We start from the raw sequence: 17,329 nt of genomic DNA, 5'->3' as shown, positions 1-17,329 counted from the left end.
CGATTTTAAGTACTAAAAAATAGCTTAAAATTACATTTTTTGGCAATTTTTAGTTTTTAAAAAAACCAATACGTTCTTACTATTACTGATGTTGCAGCGATTTTGATTACTATCCCTTTGGAATGCTGCTGCCTAATCGCCACGGCGCCAGTGATAGTTATAGGTATGGCTTTAACGGCCAAGAAAAGGATGATGAGATTAAGGGTGAGGGCAATAGCTTAAATTTTACATTCCGTATGCATGACCCAAGAATCGGTAGATTCTTTGCTGTAGACCCGTTAATACATCAGTACCCTTGGTATTCTTCTTATTCTTTTGCAGGAAATAAAGTATTACAATTTATAGAACTAGAAGGATTGGAAGAGCAAATTTCACCTTATCTACAAAAAACACAATACAGAATAGTTTTTGCCAAAGATGATAATGCTTCTGTTCTAAAAAGGGTAGATAATGCTCTTTGGAATATTTCTGGTTTTATTAAAAATATCGGTGCTGACTTATATAATGCTTCGAGTAGTACTATAAATAATAGTTATTGGATGATTTCAGGTCAAAAACAATATGATTTCCATAATACTTTTGTTGCACCTGTTCAAGATGGAGCTCAAGACATATACGATTATCATACCCAAACGCCACTTAAACAACAACTTGAAGATACAGGGAATGCTCTAGTGGATTTAAGGAATTGGGAAGGTCCTGCTGAGCTTCTATTGGGTACACGGTTTGGGTTGTCCAAGACTAATAGGTTGTCTCCTAATAATATTAAGACACAAGGTTTAGCGGCTGCAACGGAAAAAGCGGTTGCTACTTTTAGTCATACAATTACTAAAGTAGGCGATGATTTCTTACATGTAGTTATTAAGAGTACAGATGAGGCATTACCTGACATGCACATATTTGCAAATTTAAAAAAGAATGGTAGTCATTTAGAATTCAAAGTAGACATTGTTCCTGAAACTGTTTTGAATGGTTTAGAAGAATTAGAAGATGCTTATAAAAAATATAAAGGAAAATATTCTAAAGGACTGTATCAGGCTCAAAAAGATTTATTAGATTTAGCAAAGGAAGAAGGGTTTGAAACTGCTAAATTTTCTAATAAGAGAGAAACTGGTAAAAGAAAGGGGCAAAACCAAGAATCTAAAACTTATGATTTAAAAGATAAAGGTTAATTTTTATGAATATTGTTAATGAAGTAGAAGAATTAAAGAAAATAACTGAGAAAGGTTATAATGTAAGGTATGCTGTAAACTATTTAGCGGATAAAAAAATATATCATATAGCAGCTTTAAATATATTATCAATTGTTTATCCAAAAAAAAAAGATTTAAATGAGATGCTTTATTCTCACCCCTTTTATTTTGATAAACAAAATGAGAAGAACCCTTTTACAGAAGATTTTTTAACGGATGCAGACAATTCAAGATTATATAAATTAAAATGGGGTGATATTGAAAATGATATAATAGAACATCCTGTACATTTGTATAATTGCCCAAACAATGAAGAACATCTTTTGTCTTATGAAGTTATTCCTTATAAAGAACCGTATAATAAAGCTATAATTATACTTCATTGCTTTGAGTGTAATGAAAAACATTATATAATTAAAGATTTAGCATAAAGGGTAAAATTAGTGGATGAAATAAATCTACCCCGCTAGCGCTAGCATTTGCTAGTGGCGGTAAAGATTGGAACAAGAGTAAGAAATAAAGAAAAGCTTTTATAGAAATATAAAGGCTTTTTTGTTGTTTTGGGAACACTAGCTACAAGCTAGTTGTAGCGTGCTATTCCATGAATAGAGAAAAAAGAGTTAGAAAAGAAAAAAGAACCACCTTATAAACAACATTACCTGCAATCTCAACCCTATTAATTTTTTTCATGTAGATTTATACGCTATAAATAATTACAAGGGTATAGCACATGAAAAAAACCACACTCCTACTCCCATTATTTAAACAGTTTATTCGTGATAGCGAAACAGGAAAACGTCTGAAGAAAAACGGAGAAAGAATAACTAAGAGTTCAATAAATAATTATAAATACACATTTAATAATCTGCAGAAATTCAGTATTGATACAGGTTTTGAATTACGCATTTGTGATGCGTCTAAATTAAATAAACGCGAATTACGATCAGAAAAGAATTACTGGAAAAAGTTTTATAAAAGCTTTACCGATTACATGTATAAAAATGGTTGCTACGATAACTATGTAGGTGCCAATATAAAGTTAATACGCACCTTTTTTAATTATTTAAAGTACGATAGGGACTTCCCTACTGGCGACTTTCAACATCTATTTTATGTAAGAAAAGAAGATGTAGATATTTTAGTATTATCTCCAGAGCAGCTAAAATTTTTAATACATGATACCGAATTTGAAAATAGCTTAACCCCAGCCATAAGGCGTATTAAAGCTATTTTTGTATTTGGCTGTACTACAGGCCTGCGTTTTTCGGATATTTTTAGTTTAACCAACAAAAATTTCGAACAACAAAACAAAGATTGGTACTTAAAAATAAAATCTCAAAAAACAAAAACCTATAGTTTTATTAAACTTCCAGAATATGCCATTGCTATTTATAAAACATATAAATCTAAATCTTCTAAAATACCTGTTTTTAAACCAATTAGCTTATTCATTTTTAATAGAAATCTAAAGTTAATTGGAGAAAAAGCAGGTTTTACGAACCCCATTGCAATGACACGGGAGCGCCAAGGAAAAACTAAAGTATTACATAAAAACACAAAACAAATACGCTTTTGTGATAAAATGAGTTCGCACATGATGCGACGTACTGCAATAACCACACTACTAATATTAGGCATGCCAGAGCATTTGGTTAGAAAAATTAGTGGACACAGTTATGCAAGCAATTCCTTTAACCGATATGTACATTATGCACAAGCGTATATTGATAAGGAAATTGATAAAGTACATAGTAAATTGGAGGCATACTAAAAGCTACCTAAAGTGATAATTACTGTATGTTTATCACAGCAATAAAAGTCACGGTATGTAAGTAGGATGAACATTGAGCTTAGTTTAGAATCTCATTATGAAAAATATGAGCATGAATTGCAATAACGCGATTATGTGTTCAGTCGTTTTTGATTAATGAAGATCACGAACAGGATTCCCCTGATGGTCCTAGTTTGTAGCTCTGGCTACCGCTAGCATTTGCTAGTGGCGGTAAGAGTAAGAAGAAAAAAAGAAAAGCTTTTACGGCAACGTAAAGGCTTTTTTGTTGTTTTTAGTTCACTAGCTACAAGCTAGCGGTAGCAGTAAAGATTTACTATATTGGCATAATGAGTAGAAATTATAAGTTTCACAACAAAGCAGGTTTATATTTTGTAAGCTTTGCTACTGTAAATTGGATAGACGTATTTACAAGGCAGATATATTTTAACGTTTTGGTGGACAGTATAAACTATTGCAGGGCAGAAAAAGGCATGGAACTATATTGCTACTGTTTTATGCCAAGCCATGTACATTTTATATTTAGGTCAACAAATGAACAACCCTCGGAACTGTTACGAGATTTTAAGCGCCATACGTCTAAAAAAGTTATAGAAGCTATAGAAATTAATCCGCAAGAAAGTAGGAAAGAATGGTTATTATGGATGTTTGAAAGAGCTGGTAAAAAGAATGCAGCAACAAGCAAATATCAATTTTGGCAGCATCATAACAAACCTATAGAGCTATGGAGCGAAAAAGTAATCAAACAAAAAATAGATTATATTCATAATAATCCTGTAGAAAGTGGTTTTGTAACTAATCCAGAAGATTGGAAATATTCAAGTGCCAGAAATTATCAAGACGACCATACTGTTTTAGAAATAGATGCTATTGGATTTTTTCAGTAAACGTTAATCCTGTTGTTGTTTAAGATTCATCAACGCTCCAAAACCATACATTTAATAAGGCAAAACCCTAACTAGCATTAAGGTAGAGTATATAACTTTAGCCACAAAAAATTTACTTACCAAAAAATGAAAAAACAGATACTTGTTTTATGTGCGGTCTTAACATGTATAGCGTTTACTACCGATGTGCAAAAACGCATGGTAAGAGAAAATGGCTATGATATTGAGTGTTATATCTCTACCAAAAAGTTAAACAATTACAGTACAGACAAAACATATTACTGGTTTAAGTCTGGAGGCGTACATCAATCATTAGCAAATGCAGGTGGCGATGTGCTGCATAATTCTTATTTAAAATATTACAGATCTAACCAATTGGCAGAACAAGGTACTTTTGATTATGGCCTAAAAACAGGAGTTTGGAAATATTGGGATGAAAACGGACAGTTATTATTACTAGAGCATTGGCAAAATGGTTACAAACAAGGTAAATGCATAACATATAGTACCGATGGAGATATGGCTTTGGCTGGTACATATAGACATAATGTTAAAGTGGGTAGATGGATAAATTATAAAACTAAAGATACAACATACCACACAAAAGATACTATTTATACAGAAAAACCTAAGTTTATGTTGCTTAGTGTCCTAAGAAAAAAAGACTCAACTGAAAAAGCAGAAATAAAATTTAATAGAATTGCCAAACGAAAATTTGATTCTATTGAAAGGTTTAAACTAAAACAAGAAAGGATTATTAAAAAGCGTAATGATTCTATTGAAAGAGCAAAAAATAAGCAAGAACGATTAATCAAAAAACGTTTGGATTCTATCGAGAAGGCCAGAGGTAACAAGAAAAGTTTTATTAGGCACTTATTTAAAAAGAAAGAATAAGTGATTTATTAAATTTTACTACAACTAATAACAACCTTATCACCTTTTGTATCTGTGGTAAAAAAGAGATAATGGTTGCCTCCGTCTTTTAGTTTTAACTTTTTTCGAATAGCTTCAACTTTATCAGGAAAATTTCTGGTGGTTACATTGGCTTTATCAATCTTTAGTGTTTTAAAGTGTTTTTTATTATACGGAATTACAGTATCTATTTTAAATCGTCTTCCAGGGAAATCTATCAAGGTTTGACTAGTATATAAATGAGAATGCGCTTGTAATTTAAAAACATTTAATTGTTTTGATACCTGATTAAAACCACCAGACTTTAAGATAGCTGCATTAGGTTCGTATAAATAGGCTAGGGGTTCGCTATAGCTTGCTTCACATAGTGTTTCATCATTTAAACCTAAGTTAAATCTTTCTATGGCATTGCTCTTTAAATTGACTGTTTTTATTGCTATAGTACTATCGTAATCTTTTTCTAAAACCCATAACAGTTCTTTTACTTCATTTTTTACAGCTACGACGTGTATGGTTTTTACATGCTGTAATTCGTTAATTCCTGCTGAAATATCTAATAGAGGCGCAGTTTTTATAAGTATGTTTTTAGAACGTTGAAATAATACATCTAAATGCTTTGGGATATCTGGCAAACAATCCTTAAGAAAGAACACTTTACCTTTTGAATCGTGACGTCTTGATGGGTCTACATAAATCCAATCGTATGTAGTATTGGTCTCTGATAGTAATGTAATACCATCAACTTGCTTTGTCTTAATATTTTGAATATTTAGTTGCTTAAAATTATGCTTTGCAATAGACGACAATGCGGTATTGATTTCACAATGTGTAACAGTTTTAAATCGTTTTGCGAAGTAGTAGCAATCTACACCAAAGCCTCCTGTTAGATCAATTAGGTTGTTACCTTGTATGAGTTGCGATTTATATTTTGCTGTAGCTTCTGATGATGTCTGTTCAATATTTAGCTTATTGGGATAGTAAATATTTTTGGTTTTAAACCATGTGGGGAGCTTTAATTTGCATCGCTTTTTTGCTTCAATTTGATTAACAATTTCTGAAGTCTCTATATCTTCAAAATTAGTACCCTTTAAAAGAATTGAATTTACATCAGTATATAAATGATAATTTATAAACTCTTGAATTTCATTATTTAAAATTAATGTATTCAAACAAAAACTACAAGTCCTTAGTTAGCTTTTTAACAATCTTATTTTCTGATAAAAAAGCTTTTAAAATAACTTTGATAGCCGTGTAAGCAGGCACTGCAATAATAAGACCAACAACACCAAATAAAATACCTGTAATTAGTATAACTAAAAAGATTTCTAACGGATGGGATTTTACACTTTTGGAAAATATGATAGGTTGGCTCCCAAAATTATCAACCAGTTGGCCAATAACAAAAACAAGCAGCACCCAAAAGGTTTTTGGTAAAATAACATCACTAAAACTTTCACCTAAATTACTGGTCATGGTAAGTGTAAGCATTAAAACAGCACCAATTAATGGCCCCACATAGGGGATAAGGTTTAAAAGCGCACATAAAAAGGCAATTACTACAGCATTTTCTACACCTATTATCAATAATCCTATCATATAGATGATAAATAGGATTAAAATTTGAAAAATTAATCCAACAAAGTAGCGTGATAACAAGTCCTTAATTTTTGTGGATGATGTTTTCCAGCGACTCTCTTTATTGTCAGGAATTAAAGTTAAAATGCTGTTTTCAAATAATCTACTATCCTTTAAAAAGAAAAAGGAAATAAAAATCACAGAAAAGAGCCCTATACTGAAACTGCCAAGTCCACCAATTACAGAATTTAGAAAATTTGGAATTAATGAAAAATCTATTTTAGATAATAGATTAGATTCTTTTAAGGACTGTTCTACATCAATTTGATGCAAATCAAAATAAGTGACTATTTCAGTATACAAGTTTTCTATATTACCCTGTAATTCTTCAATGTTTAGAAGGGATAAGTTTTGTCCTTGTTTTACAATTAAAGGAATAAACAAACTTACTAATCCAATAAAGAGCCCCAATAACAGCGTCATAGTTACAACAACCGCTATAGTGTTTTTAAATTTAAGCTTTCGCTCTAAAAACAGCACTATAGGCCTACCAATAAGTGATATTACAGCTGCAATGGCAATATACCCAATAACGGATTGTATTTGATAAAGAAAATAGAGTAGGAGTGCTACACCACAAATAATAGCAATAGCTCTTAAAATACCGTTGGCTATAGTTTTTGAATTCATGTAGTAAATATAAACAATGCAGTTGGAAGCATGAAAAACCGAAACGAGAAGTTTTACCTCAATTGTTTTGTGATCTCGTAAAGCGAGATATTAGTAGCTTGTACAACATTCATACTACTGTTTTGTCCAAACATATCTATATGCACTACTTGATTAGATAGTTTTAATATGTCTTCTGAAACCCCAAAATTCTCGTCACCTACGACTAAAACAATAGATCTCTTAGATGAAAATTCAACTTGATGAAGTGGTTTACTGTTACTTGTAATTTCTAATGATATAATTTGATAGTCTAACTTTTTATATTGCTTTATAGTTTCTAAAGCAGAAGTTTCAATTTTAAAATTGACTACTTTCTCAGTTGCTCTAGAGGTTTTAGTCATTTTTCTGCCTAGCGGAATACTATCGCCACAAAGTATGAGTTGTTCAACACCAAAAGCATCAGAAATTCTAAACAAACTACCAATATTAGGGGCATTTGTTACACCATCGCAAACTACAATGATTGGGAATGTTTTCTTTTTAAAGTTGGTGTTACCATGTGTAAGCTGCATAATTATTACACCATAACTCTATTAAAATTACTTGCCTTTTTTTCTCGCTCATCCAAACAGCTATAGGTATACTTCCTGTTAATGTTGAAACAAACCCTAAATCCCAAATAAATACTGTTATTAATACAGCAGCTATAATACCACCAATAATTAAATAATAATTTGGTTCTGCCATCAATCTATTAATATGGCGCTTTGTTTGGTGTCCACAATGTTTACAACGTTTATTTAGTTCTTCTCCTATTTCTGCTTTTAAATCAAATCTGTTATTAGATTTTACTTTAATAGTGTTGCTTTTGCCACAAGAGGGGTAACTGCAGTAATATTGTAGTTTCATATTTTAGTCGTTTAGTAAACTTTTATTAAGTATTAGGGATGAATTAAAATTAAAAATGTATTGCGCTTTCAGAACTACATTTAATAGCCAGATGCGTTTCCCAGCATCCGAAGCATCCGCAAGTATAATGATAACTATTAATACCAGTGGTGTAAGTATGAGGGTTGATTGAGTTCAAAGTATTAAAAACAAAGATTAAGGCTATTATAATTGCAAATACTTTATAATGTATACTGAATTTTTTCATATTGAAATTATGAGATTAATGCTCAAACGCATACTTTACAATATTAGCACCCATTTTTAGTGCTTTTTGTCGCACATTTTCTGGGTCATTATGTACTTCGGGGTCTTCCCAACCATCCCCTAAATCACTTTCAAATGTAAAGATTAGTAATAATCTATCTTCATGAAAAATACCAAATGCCTGGGGGCGTTTACCATCATGCTCATGGATTTTAGGTAATCCGTTTGGAAATTTGTATGCAATATTAAAAATAGGATGCGTTGTAGGTATTTCAACTAAATCTTTATTTGGAAATACTTTTTTAAGTTCTTTTTTCAAAAAAGGTTCCATCCCGTAATTATCATCGATATGCAAAAAACCTCCAGAAATTAGATAATTACGTAAATTTTCAGCGTCATCTTCAGTAAAAAACACATTACCATGCCCAGTCATATGTAAAAGTGGATACTGAAAAATGTCAGAGCTTCCAGTTTCAACAGTTTCAGGTTGTACTGTTATTTTAGTCTTAATGTTTTCATTACAAAATTTTATCAAATTGGGTAAAGCAGTAGGGTTACTATACCAATCACCACCACCTTTATATTTTAAAACAGCAACCTCTTGACCTGAAACCATAGCTGTTAAAAAAACGCTAATTAAAAGGGGTAATGTAAGATATCGTAAAGATTGACAACTAAAACTCATAAGTTCAAAAATAATAAGAAATACCATGCGAAAAACGTTTTTGTTACCAATTATAGTACTCAGTACCTTTTTTTACGGACAATCTCAAGTTGATAATAACTTACCGTTAGTTGTTTTAGAATTGTTTACTTCGCAAGGGTGTTCTAGTTGTCCTCCTGCAGATGAATTACTTGATAATGTACAAACCGAAAATGAAGATAAGATTATTGCACTTTCTTATCACGTAGATTATTGGAATTATATAGGTTGGAAAGACCCTTTTAGTAAAGCGATTTTTACAGAGAAACAAAAGGCGTATGGTAAAAAGTTTTATAGTAGTTCTATTTATACACCTCAAGTTGTAGTAAATGGGAAGGAGCACTTTGTAGGTTCTAACGCATCTAAAATGAAAGATAAAATAAAACTTTACTCTAAAAGTTTGCCTAGTAACTCAATCGCTATTTCAAATTTAAAAAGAAAGGATAGCGATATTAATTTTGATTATACTGTAACCGGAACAATTACTGACAAAGTGTTACGATTGATTTTAGTAATTAAAGAACGGATTACTATTGTGAAACGAGGTGAGAATAGAAATAGAACTCTAAAAAACTCAAATATCGTGGTAGAGGAAGTGTATTTAAAAACAGATGCTAAAACTGGTAAAGCACATTTAAAAATCCCCAAAATAATTACTAAAGCTGATAATTTAGCTATTGTTGCTTTGGTACAATCTGAAAATTTAGATATTACTGGAGGTACTCAGATAACTTTATAACTAACTAATAACTTCGTTAACAAAAGCCACTGAATGGCAGGCTACTATTGCTGCTGTTTCTGTACGTAATCTTGTATCGCCTAAAGTTACAGCTGTAAAATTATTTTTTAAAGCTAACGCTATTTCTTTGGTGCTAAAATCACCTTCTGGACCTATCAAAATAGTAACGTTTGTTTTTGGTTTTAGCTGTTGTTTTAATGATTTTTTACTACTTTCTTCACAATGTGCGATAAATAACTCGCCTTGAAACGCTTTGTCTATAAAAGCCTTAAACGATATGGCTTCGTTAAGTTGGGGTTTGTAGCAGCTTAAAGATTGTTTCATTGCAGATTGTAAAATACGCTCAAAACGTTCTGGTTTAATTATTTTACGCTCGCTGTGGTCACAAATAATAGGCGTGATACTGTCAACTCCTATTTCGGTAGCCTTTTCTAAAAACCATTCATAACGGTCATTCATTTTTGTTGGAGCAACAGCTAAATGCAAATAATACTCCTTTTGTTGCTGAAGTTGTTTAGCGGTTATTGTTGCTATACATTTATTTTGAGTTGCTAAAGTAATTTCTCCAGTAAACAATATACCTTTCCCGTCAGTAATATTTACAATATCTCCCACTGATTTGCGAAGAACTTTAACGATATGTTTACTTTCTTCTCTCGAAAAAGAAAAATCTTTAGAATCATCATGTATATCTGGGCTATAAAAAAGTTGCATTACTCTAGGGGTTCAACGATTTTTAAAACTTTAATTTCAGAAATATCTTTTGGTTCATGAGATTGAAACACTAAATAGTACCATTGCTTTGAGGGAATATCAACAATATAAACATCTTCTAGAGCATGATTATCAGATATAATTGCATCCTCAAGTTCAGTAGGCATACTCCCTACAGTAAACCATCCCGTATCTCCTCCTTTTTTACGATTTTGATCCATAGAATATTGATTGGCCAATGCGCTAAACGGGATACCGTTATTGTATTTTTTAATTAAAATCTCTCTCAATTTATTGATACTTTCTAAACTATAAGCATTACCATCTAAAAAAATATATGCTACACGATAATAGGCATTTGTGTTTTTTTCTATGATTTTATAAAGTACTTTTTCGTAAGCTGATTTTTCAGTTTTCACATTACCTTTTTCCAATTTAAACAATGCTTTAGCTAGTTGGGACTTATGCTTTTCTTCATTAAAAGTAAAAATCTTACTATTGAAGGCATATTTATCTTTAATAAATTGTTTGGCTTGCTCTTGGGTTTCTATAGAAGCAAGCGCTTCTTCTGTCTCGTCCTGGGCTGATAATAGACTAATAGTAAATAAAAAACTGAATGTAAAAAGTAGGTGTTGTTTCATGTTTAGAATTAAATTTTTTCAAATTTAAATTTTAAACAAAATGATACGTTTTAAACCATAAGAAGTTTTTAAGAATTAGTTGTTTACAACTTTGTTGTACTTATGTAGATTATACCCAATCTTCTAAAATCCAACCTTCTTCAAGCTTTTCTTTTATGTAAGTGTCATTCATTATACCAAAAGGCGATAACTTTAAATCCCAAATAAACAGTGTTTCTTTGTAAATTATTTTTAAAGTATGCCTATTTATTATATTCCAACCAGAAACTTTATCTGGAATTACATGCTTTGATCTTGCATATGGAGAAATTCTGAAGAATGATGGTACTTTGAAATTATCAACTTTAGCAACAATTTTTCTTTTTAAAGCAATAGATAAAACAAATTCAGTATACCAACGCTCTTTCTTGTCTACTTGTATTTGCGAAATATTTCTTGTATCTGAAATATGATCTAAAACCCTTATGTAATAAATTCCTTTTTCAGCCAGCTCCACATATTGTAAAAAGCCATAGCCAATTTTTGTTTCAAGACTAAATACATCTCCTTTTTGAATTTTAGCCATTATAAGTTATATTTTCAACCTAGCCGAAGCCATAATATCCTGTTCAGCAAAATTACCTTCTAAAAACTTTAAATAACCAACTATAGCAATCATAGCAGCATTATCTGTGGTGTATTCAAATTTTGGGATATAGGTGGTCCATCCAAATTTTTGTTCCCCATCTTTTAAAGCTTTTCTAATTCCTGAGTTAGCCGAAACACCACCACCTATAGCAATATGTTCTATACCAGTTTCTTTTGAAGCTTTTTTCAATTTATCTATCAAAATACCTATAATAGTGTATTGAATAGAAGCGCATACATCATTTAAATTTTTATCTATAAAATTAGGATTCGCTTTTGTTTCCTTTTGTATAAAATATAAAATAGCGGTTTTTAACCCCGAAAAGCTAAAATTTAGTCCATCAACTTTAGGTTTTGTAAAAGGATATGCTTTTAGGTTTCCCAATTGTGCTCGTTTATCTATTTCTGGCCCAGCAGGGTAGCCTAAACCTAAAATTTTACCACTTTTATCATAAGCTTCTCCAACAGCATCGTCAATAGTTTCCCCAATTACGGTCATATTAAAATAACTTTCTACTTTCACAATTTGGGTATGCCCTCCAGAAATCGTCATGGCTAGAAAAGGAAATGGTGGCTTTTTAAAATCGTCCTCTTCAATATAATGAGCTAAAATATGGGCCTGCATGTGATTAACATCAATTAAAGGAATATTTAAACCATAAGCTAAGGATTTAGCAAACGAAGTACCTACCAGTAAACTTCCCATGAGCCCGGGGCCTCTGGTAAAGGCTACAGCATCTAACTGTTCTTTAGTAACCCCCGCTTTTTTAAGTGCTTGGTGTACAACAGGTACTATATTTTGTTGATGTGCTCTAGAGGCCAATTCTGGCACCACACCACCATATTCTTCATGTATTTTTTGGCTGGCGACAACATTGCTTAAAATCTTGCCGTTGTGTATTACAGCAGCTGATGTATCATCACAAGAGGATTCAATCCCTAGAATATAAATATTTTGTTTCGCCATTACTCAATATTAGGCACAATAATTGTTAATTTTGAAAACGAGATAAACATCCGTTTTTCTTAATTGTTTCGTAAATGCAAAACTAGGTAATATTTCATTGTAAAATAGCCTCGATTTTTTTTGTACATGTAACACCTTTTAAAAGCACTATATCATAAAAAAAGCACTTAAAATAGTATATAAAATCCTAGCGATAATATTATTGTTGTTTGTTATTTTGGTGCTTGTATTTTCTATTCCAGCAGTACAAACTAGTTTGGGTAATTATGCCACAAATAAACTTAATGAAGCGTTTAAAACTAATATTAACATTGAAAAAGTAGGGCTTCAATTTAATGGAGATGTAGAATTAAAAAACATCTATGTAGAAGATTTTAAACAAGATACTTTAATAAGTATTAAAGAACTTAATACATCCATACTAAATTTTTCAAATTTAATTAATGGTCAACTAGTATTCGGCGATATTGATATCATGGATTTGATATTTAATATTAAAACCTACAAGGGTTATAAAGAGACTAATCTTGATGTATTTGTAGCAAAGTTAGAAGGCGACAATCCTAAAAAGGGAGATGGTAGCTTTTTATTATCTTCTAGTGATGTTTCTATTTACGATAGTACATTTAGACTATTAGATGAAAATAGAGAAACAACAAAAGTTTTAGAATTAGAAGATCTAAACATTAATGCTACCAATTTTCTAATACTTGGCAGTGATGTTAGTACTAGAATAAATACACTCTCATTTAAAGATAGTAGAGGGGTTAAAGTTAAAAACTTGATGACTAACTTTAAGTATACCTTATCCAGTATGACGTTTGATGCTTTAGAAATAAAGACAGCAAATTCTATTTTAAAAGGCGATTTACAGTTTTTTTACAAAAGAGAAGATTTACAATTTTTTACTGATAAGGTACAGCTAGAAGCATCTTTTAAGGATTCTAATATATTAATGGATGAGCTAAATACATTTTATGATGAATTTGGAAAAAATCAGAAAACCACTTTTAGCGTAGACCTTTCAGGAACACTTAATGATTTAAATGCAGAAAACCTTGAACTTAATACAAGTAGTAATACTTTAGTGTATGGCGATATAATTTTTAAAAATTTATTTAGCAAGGCATCTAACGATTTTTTGATGGATGGTAGTTTTAAAAATCTAACTTCTACATACAAAGATTTAAAGGCGCTTTTGCCCAATGTTTTAGGAGCTGCTATTCCTTCATCTTTTGATAGGTTGGGGAAGTTTAAAATTACTGGTAATTCTCAAGTTACAGCATCTGAGGTGGATGCAGATATTGCAATGGATACCGAGTTGGGCTATGTGAAATCTGATTTACACATCACTAAAATAAATGATATTGATAATGCATCCTACAAGGGAAGGATAGTTTTAGATACGTTTAATTTAGGAACTTTTATAGAAGACCCTAAAGTAGGGCAGGTATCCCTAGATATGAATGTGAATGGACACGGCTTTGTTGCTGAAACTATTGATACAGAAATAAAAGGCGATGTGTATCAGTTAAACTATAATAATTATAATTACAATAAAACTCAGGTTTCTGGTAAAATAAAAAATAAAATATTTGATGGCATTTTGTTAGTTAATGATGATAATCTCAAATTAAAATTTAATGGTTTGATTGATTATTCCGAAACCATAAATAAATATGATTTTGAGGCTGAAGTTGACTATGCAGATTTAAATACCTTAAATTTTGTAAAAAAAGATAGTATTTCAATTTTTAGAAGTACTGTTAATATGAATATGAATAGTAGTAGCCTAGACGATGCTTTTGGAAAGATAACGTTTAGGAATACGTCTTACAAAAATGAACACGACACATATAATTTTAAAAGTTTTAAGATCGCCTCCAGATTTCAAGGTAAAACACGTTATATAGATATTGATTCTCCAGATATTATAGAAGGGGGCATAAGTGGAGAGTTTAACGTAAGAGACATTGTAAAGCTTTTAGAAAACTCTGTAGGTAATATTTATACTAACTATAAGCCACATAAAGTAGCAGATAATCAAAGAATAGATTTTAATTTAAAAATATATAACAAAATTGTAGAAGTTATATATCCTGAAATAGAGTTAGGTAAAAACACATTTATACGTGGAAACATACAAAGTGAAGCAAACAAATTTAAGCTAACATTTAAATCGCCTCAAATTAAACTTTTAGAGAATTTCGCCAAGGGTATAGAATTACAAGTAGATAATGGCAATCCATTATTTAATACTTATATTGAAGTAGATAGTATTAATACAAAGTACTATAATGCCTCTAAGTTTAGCTTAATTAACGTTACCGTTAATGATACATTGTTTATGCGTTCAGAATTCTCAGGAGGAAAACGTAATAATGATAAGTTTAATCTAAGTTTTTATCATACTATTAATGAAGACAATAACTCTGTAATTGGTTTTAAGACCTCAGACGTTATTGTTAAAAATTATAAATGGTATATAAATGGAGATAATGATAAATTCAATAAAATTTCGTTTGCAAAAGATTTATCGTCTCTTGAAATTGATAAGTTAAATATAAACCATGGTAACGAAGAAGTGACTTTATCAGGTTTTATAAAAGATTCTACCGAAAAGGATTTGAAGCTTAAATTTAAAGATGTAAGGCTTTCTAAAATCATCCCAGATGTTGATAGTTTAAAATTAAACGGACGTGTTAATGGAAAGTTAGATATTTTACAGAAAAACGGTAGTTACCTTCCTAATTCTACTGTAGTTATTGATAATTTTAAAGTTAACGATTTTCCACTAGGAGATTTTAACGCACAAATAATAGGAAACAAAGATTTAACCAAGTACAATGTTGATGTTAGCATTATAGATGATATTAAGAGTACTTTTTCTGCTATTGGAGATATTAGTGTTAAACGAAATAACACAAATATAGATGTAGATTTAGAATTTGATAGATTCAATTTAAGCCCGTTAAACCCTCTTTTATCTGGTGTTTTGTCTAATATTAGAGGTAAGGTTACAGGAGAAGCCAACATTATTGGAAATTTAAATCGTCCAAATATTGTAGGAGAACTTAATTTAGATGGTGGTGGTTTTACAATACCATACTTAAATGTAGATTATCAATTTAACAATAACGCAACAGTAGGGTTAGAAAATCAAAGCTTTTTGTTTAGGGATATCCTACTTACTGATACTAAGTATAATTCTACAGCTAGATTAAATGGTAAGTTGAGCCATATAAATTTATCAGATTGGAGATTGGATTTAGGTCTATCAACAGGAAGGCTTTTAGTGCTCGATACCAAAGAAACAGAAGAGTCTCTATATTATGGTACTGGGTTTGTTGGAGGAACCGCAAGTATTTATGGGCCTACTGAAGAATTGGTAATTAGTGTAGTAGGGGAAACGAAACGTGGTACAGTATTTAAGATCCCTTTATCAGACACAGAGTCTTTTGGAGATAATTCCTTTATACATTTTATAACCCCAGAACAAAAATTGGCACGAGAAAAAGGCGAAGAATTTGTTTTAGAAGATGTTGAAGGGTTAGAGTTAGATTTCGATTTAGATGTCACACAAGATGCAGAATTAGAAATAATCATCAATAAAGAAACAGGACACGCCCTTAAAGGTAGAGGAGTTGGTGGTGTTTTAGTAGAAATTAACACCAATGGCAAATTTGATATGTGGGGGGATTTCTCTGTATTTGAAGGGGTGTATAATTTTGCCTATGGTGGTTTAGTGCAAAAACAGTTTACAGTGCAACCTGGTGGAACTATAGCATGGAATGGAGATCCGTTAAGGAATACTACCATAAATATGTTGGCAACCTATAAAACACAAACAAACCCTTCTCCGTTATTGGATAACCCTATAAACAGAAGTATTCCAGTAGAACTAAACATCACATTAACAGGAGATTTAGAGCGTCCACAACCTACATTTGATTTTGAATTTCCTAATGCAAACTCTACAATTAAATCAGAGTTACAATACCGTTTAGATTCAGATGCCGAACGTGAAAATCAAGCATTATATTTCCTAGCTACAGGAGGTTCTTTCCAAAATAGAGGTTCTGGAGAACTAAATGTATCAGGCACAATAGCAGAACGTTTAAATGGCATCGTAAACGGTATCTTTTCAAGTGAAGATGGTAAGGTAAATTTTGGTTTTAATTATGAAGCAGGTCAAAATAGACCTGATTATCAAACTGACGATAGGGTAGTAGCCACATTTCAAACACAAATAAATGATAAAGTGTTTTTTAATGGTAGTGTTGGTGTGCCTGTGGGAGGTGCAGGAGAAACCCAAACTGTTGTCGCAGGAGACTTAGAGATTAATTTCCTATTAAATGAAGATGGCACTCTATCAGCAAAGGTTTTCAATAGAGAGGTTGACATTCAGAGTTTTGGGCAAGATATTGGTTATAAACAAGGTGTAGGTTTATCTTATAACGTAGATTTTGACACCTTTAAAGAACTCATCAGAAGTTTATTTAAAAAGAACCCAAAACCAAAAGAAGTTTCAAAAGAAGAACCACAAGAAAAAGAAGCAGAAGCACTCCCCAGTTTTATTACAGTAAAATCCTCCAAAAAATAAAGAGAAACTAATTTGTAACCTACTTATTTAGTTAACAATAAGGCGCTCTGTTGTTAACTAAAACGTTATAGTTTTATAATATCATTAAAATATGATATATGTTATAAAAATATAATATTTGTTTAGTAATTTTACTTCGAAATAAAAGAGTT

General features: G+C 31.1%; 15 protein-coding genes and 1 pseudogene. 7 read left to right on the top strand and 9 right to left on the bottom strand.

The features are described 5' to 3' along the window. Positions 1 to 119 precede the first annotated feature (119 nt). From EYD46_RS06390 to EYD46_RS06370, 5 genes and pseudogenes are all read left to right on the top strand, one after another. Positions 120 to 1,172: pseudogene (locus EYD46_RS06390) on the top strand (RHS repeat domain-containing protein); the annotation flags it as partial. A 5-nt stretch (positions 1,173 to 1,177) separates the two neighbouring features. Then, positions 1,178 to 1,624: a hypothetical protein gene (locus tag EYD46_RS06385; RefSeq protein WP_130936219.1), complete on the top strand. Its 447-nt coding sequence runs from the start codon at positions 1,178 to 1,180 to the stop codon at positions 1,622 to 1,624. A gap of 299 nt (positions 1,625 to 1,923) precedes the next feature. Then, on the top strand, positions 1,924 to 2,964 hold the full coding sequence (locus tag EYD46_RS06380) for a tyrosine-type recombinase/integrase (protein WP_130936218.1): 1,041 nt from the start codon (positions 1,924 to 1,926) through the stop codon (positions 2,962 to 2,964). Positions 2,965 to 3,311: 347 nt separating this feature from the next. Next, positions 3,312 to 3,869 (top strand): REP-associated tyrosine transposase, encoded by a 558-nt coding sequence (locus EYD46_RS06375; protein ID WP_130936217.1) that lies wholly within the window; start codon positions 3,312 to 3,314, stop codon positions 3,867 to 3,869. 126 nt (positions 3,870 to 3,995) lie between these two features. Continuing rightward, a complete protein-coding gene (locus EYD46_RS06370) occupies positions 3,996 to 4,763 on the top strand; it encodes a toxin-antitoxin system YwqK family antitoxin (protein WP_130936216.1) in 768 nt (255 codons plus the stop codon). An 8-nt stretch (positions 4,764 to 4,771) separates the two neighbouring features. Here the strand turns inward: EYD46_RS06370 and EYD46_RS06365 are convergent, their stop codons facing one another. The 5 genes from EYD46_RS06365 to EYD46_RS06345 form a co-directional block, all read right to left on the bottom strand. Further along, positions 4,772 to 5,950 carry a class I SAM-dependent methyltransferase gene (locus tag EYD46_RS06365; protein ID WP_130936215.1) on the bottom strand — a complete coding sequence of 393 codons (1,179 nt, stop codon included), beginning with the start codon at positions 5,948 to 5,950 and terminating at the stop codon, positions 4,772 to 4,774. A gap of 7 nt (positions 5,951 to 5,957) precedes the next feature. Then, positions 5,958 to 7,046 (bottom strand): AI-2E family transporter, encoded by a 1,089-nt coding sequence (locus EYD46_RS06360; RefSeq protein WP_130936214.1) that lies wholly within the window; start codon positions 7,044 to 7,046, stop codon positions 5,958 to 5,960. Positions 7,047 to 7,099: 53 nt separating this feature from the next. Then, on the bottom strand, positions 7,100 to 7,600 hold the full coding sequence (locus tag EYD46_RS06355; RefSeq protein WP_130936213.1) for a TrmH family RNA methyltransferase: 501 nt from the start codon (positions 7,598 to 7,600) through the stop codon (positions 7,100 to 7,102). Continuing rightward, positions 7,581 to 7,937 carry a hypothetical protein gene (locus tag EYD46_RS06350; protein ID WP_130936212.1) on the bottom strand — a complete coding sequence of 119 codons (357 nt, stop codon included), beginning with the start codon at positions 7,935 to 7,937 and terminating at the stop codon, positions 7,581 to 7,583. The genes EYD46_RS06355 and EYD46_RS06350 overlap by 20 nt, the downstream gene beginning before the upstream one ends. Before the next feature lie 262 nt (positions 7,938 to 8,199). Continuing rightward, complete coding sequence (locus EYD46_RS06345; protein WP_229731293.1) at positions 8,200 to 8,799, bottom strand: DUF4159 domain-containing protein; 600 nt, start codon at positions 8,797 to 8,799, stop codon at positions 8,200 to 8,202. 94 nt (positions 8,800 to 8,893) lie between these two features. Between EYD46_RS06345 and EYD46_RS06340 the strand changes: the two genes are divergently transcribed. After that, the gene (locus EYD46_RS06340; protein WP_130936211.1) at positions 8,894 to 9,625 is read left to right on the top strand and encodes a DUF1223 domain-containing protein; all 732 of its coding nucleotides are present in this window, start codon (positions 8,894 to 8,896) and stop codon (positions 9,623 to 9,625) included. Here EYD46_RS06340 and EYD46_RS06335 read toward each other — a convergent pair whose 3' ends face one another. The 4 genes from EYD46_RS06335 to tsaD all read right to left on the bottom strand — a co-directional run bounded on the left by EYD46_RS06335 (position 9,626) and on the right by tsaD (position 12,574). After that, a complete protein-coding gene (locus tag EYD46_RS06335; RefSeq protein WP_130936210.1) occupies positions 9,626 to 10,339 on the bottom strand; it encodes a 16S rRNA (uracil(1498)-N(3))-methyltransferase in 714 nt (237 codons plus the stop codon). Beyond that, positions 10,339 to 10,980, bottom strand: a complete 642-nt coding sequence (locus EYD46_RS06330) for a peptidylprolyl isomerase (protein ID WP_130936209.1) — start codon at positions 10,978 to 10,980, stop codon at positions 10,339 to 10,341. Before EYD46_RS06330 ends, EYD46_RS06335 begins: the two co-directional genes overlap by 1 nt. A 109-nt stretch (positions 10,981 to 11,089) precedes the next feature. Next, complete coding sequence (locus EYD46_RS06325; protein ID WP_130936208.1) at positions 11,090 to 11,545, bottom strand: hypothetical protein; 456 nt, start codon at positions 11,543 to 11,545, stop codon at positions 11,090 to 11,092. Positions 11,546 to 11,551: 6 nt separating this feature from the next. After that, positions 11,552 to 12,574 (bottom strand): tRNA (adenosine(37)-N6)-threonylcarbamoyltransferase complex transferase subunit TsaD, encoded by a 1,023-nt coding sequence (gene tsaD, locus EYD46_RS06320; protein ID WP_130936207.1) that lies wholly within the window; start codon positions 12,572 to 12,574, stop codon positions 11,552 to 11,554. Between the two features lie 202 nt (positions 12,575 to 12,776). Here tsaD and EYD46_RS06315 point away from each other — a divergent pair, with 202 nt between their 5' ends. Then, complete coding sequence (locus EYD46_RS06315) at positions 12,777 to 17,177, top strand: translocation/assembly module TamB domain-containing protein (protein WP_130936206.1); 4,401 nt, start codon at positions 12,777 to 12,779, stop codon at positions 17,175 to 17,177. Positions 17,178 to 17,329 lie beyond the last annotated feature (152 nt).

This window comes from Hyunsoonleella pacifica (assembly GCF_004310335.1).
GTDB classification, from domain to species: domain Bacteria; phylum Bacteroidota; class Bacteroidia; order Flavobacteriales; family Flavobacteriaceae; genus Jejuia; species Jejuia pacifica.
Note: the sequence above shows the minus strand (reverse complement) of the source record. Positions and strands in the feature narration are given on the sequence as shown.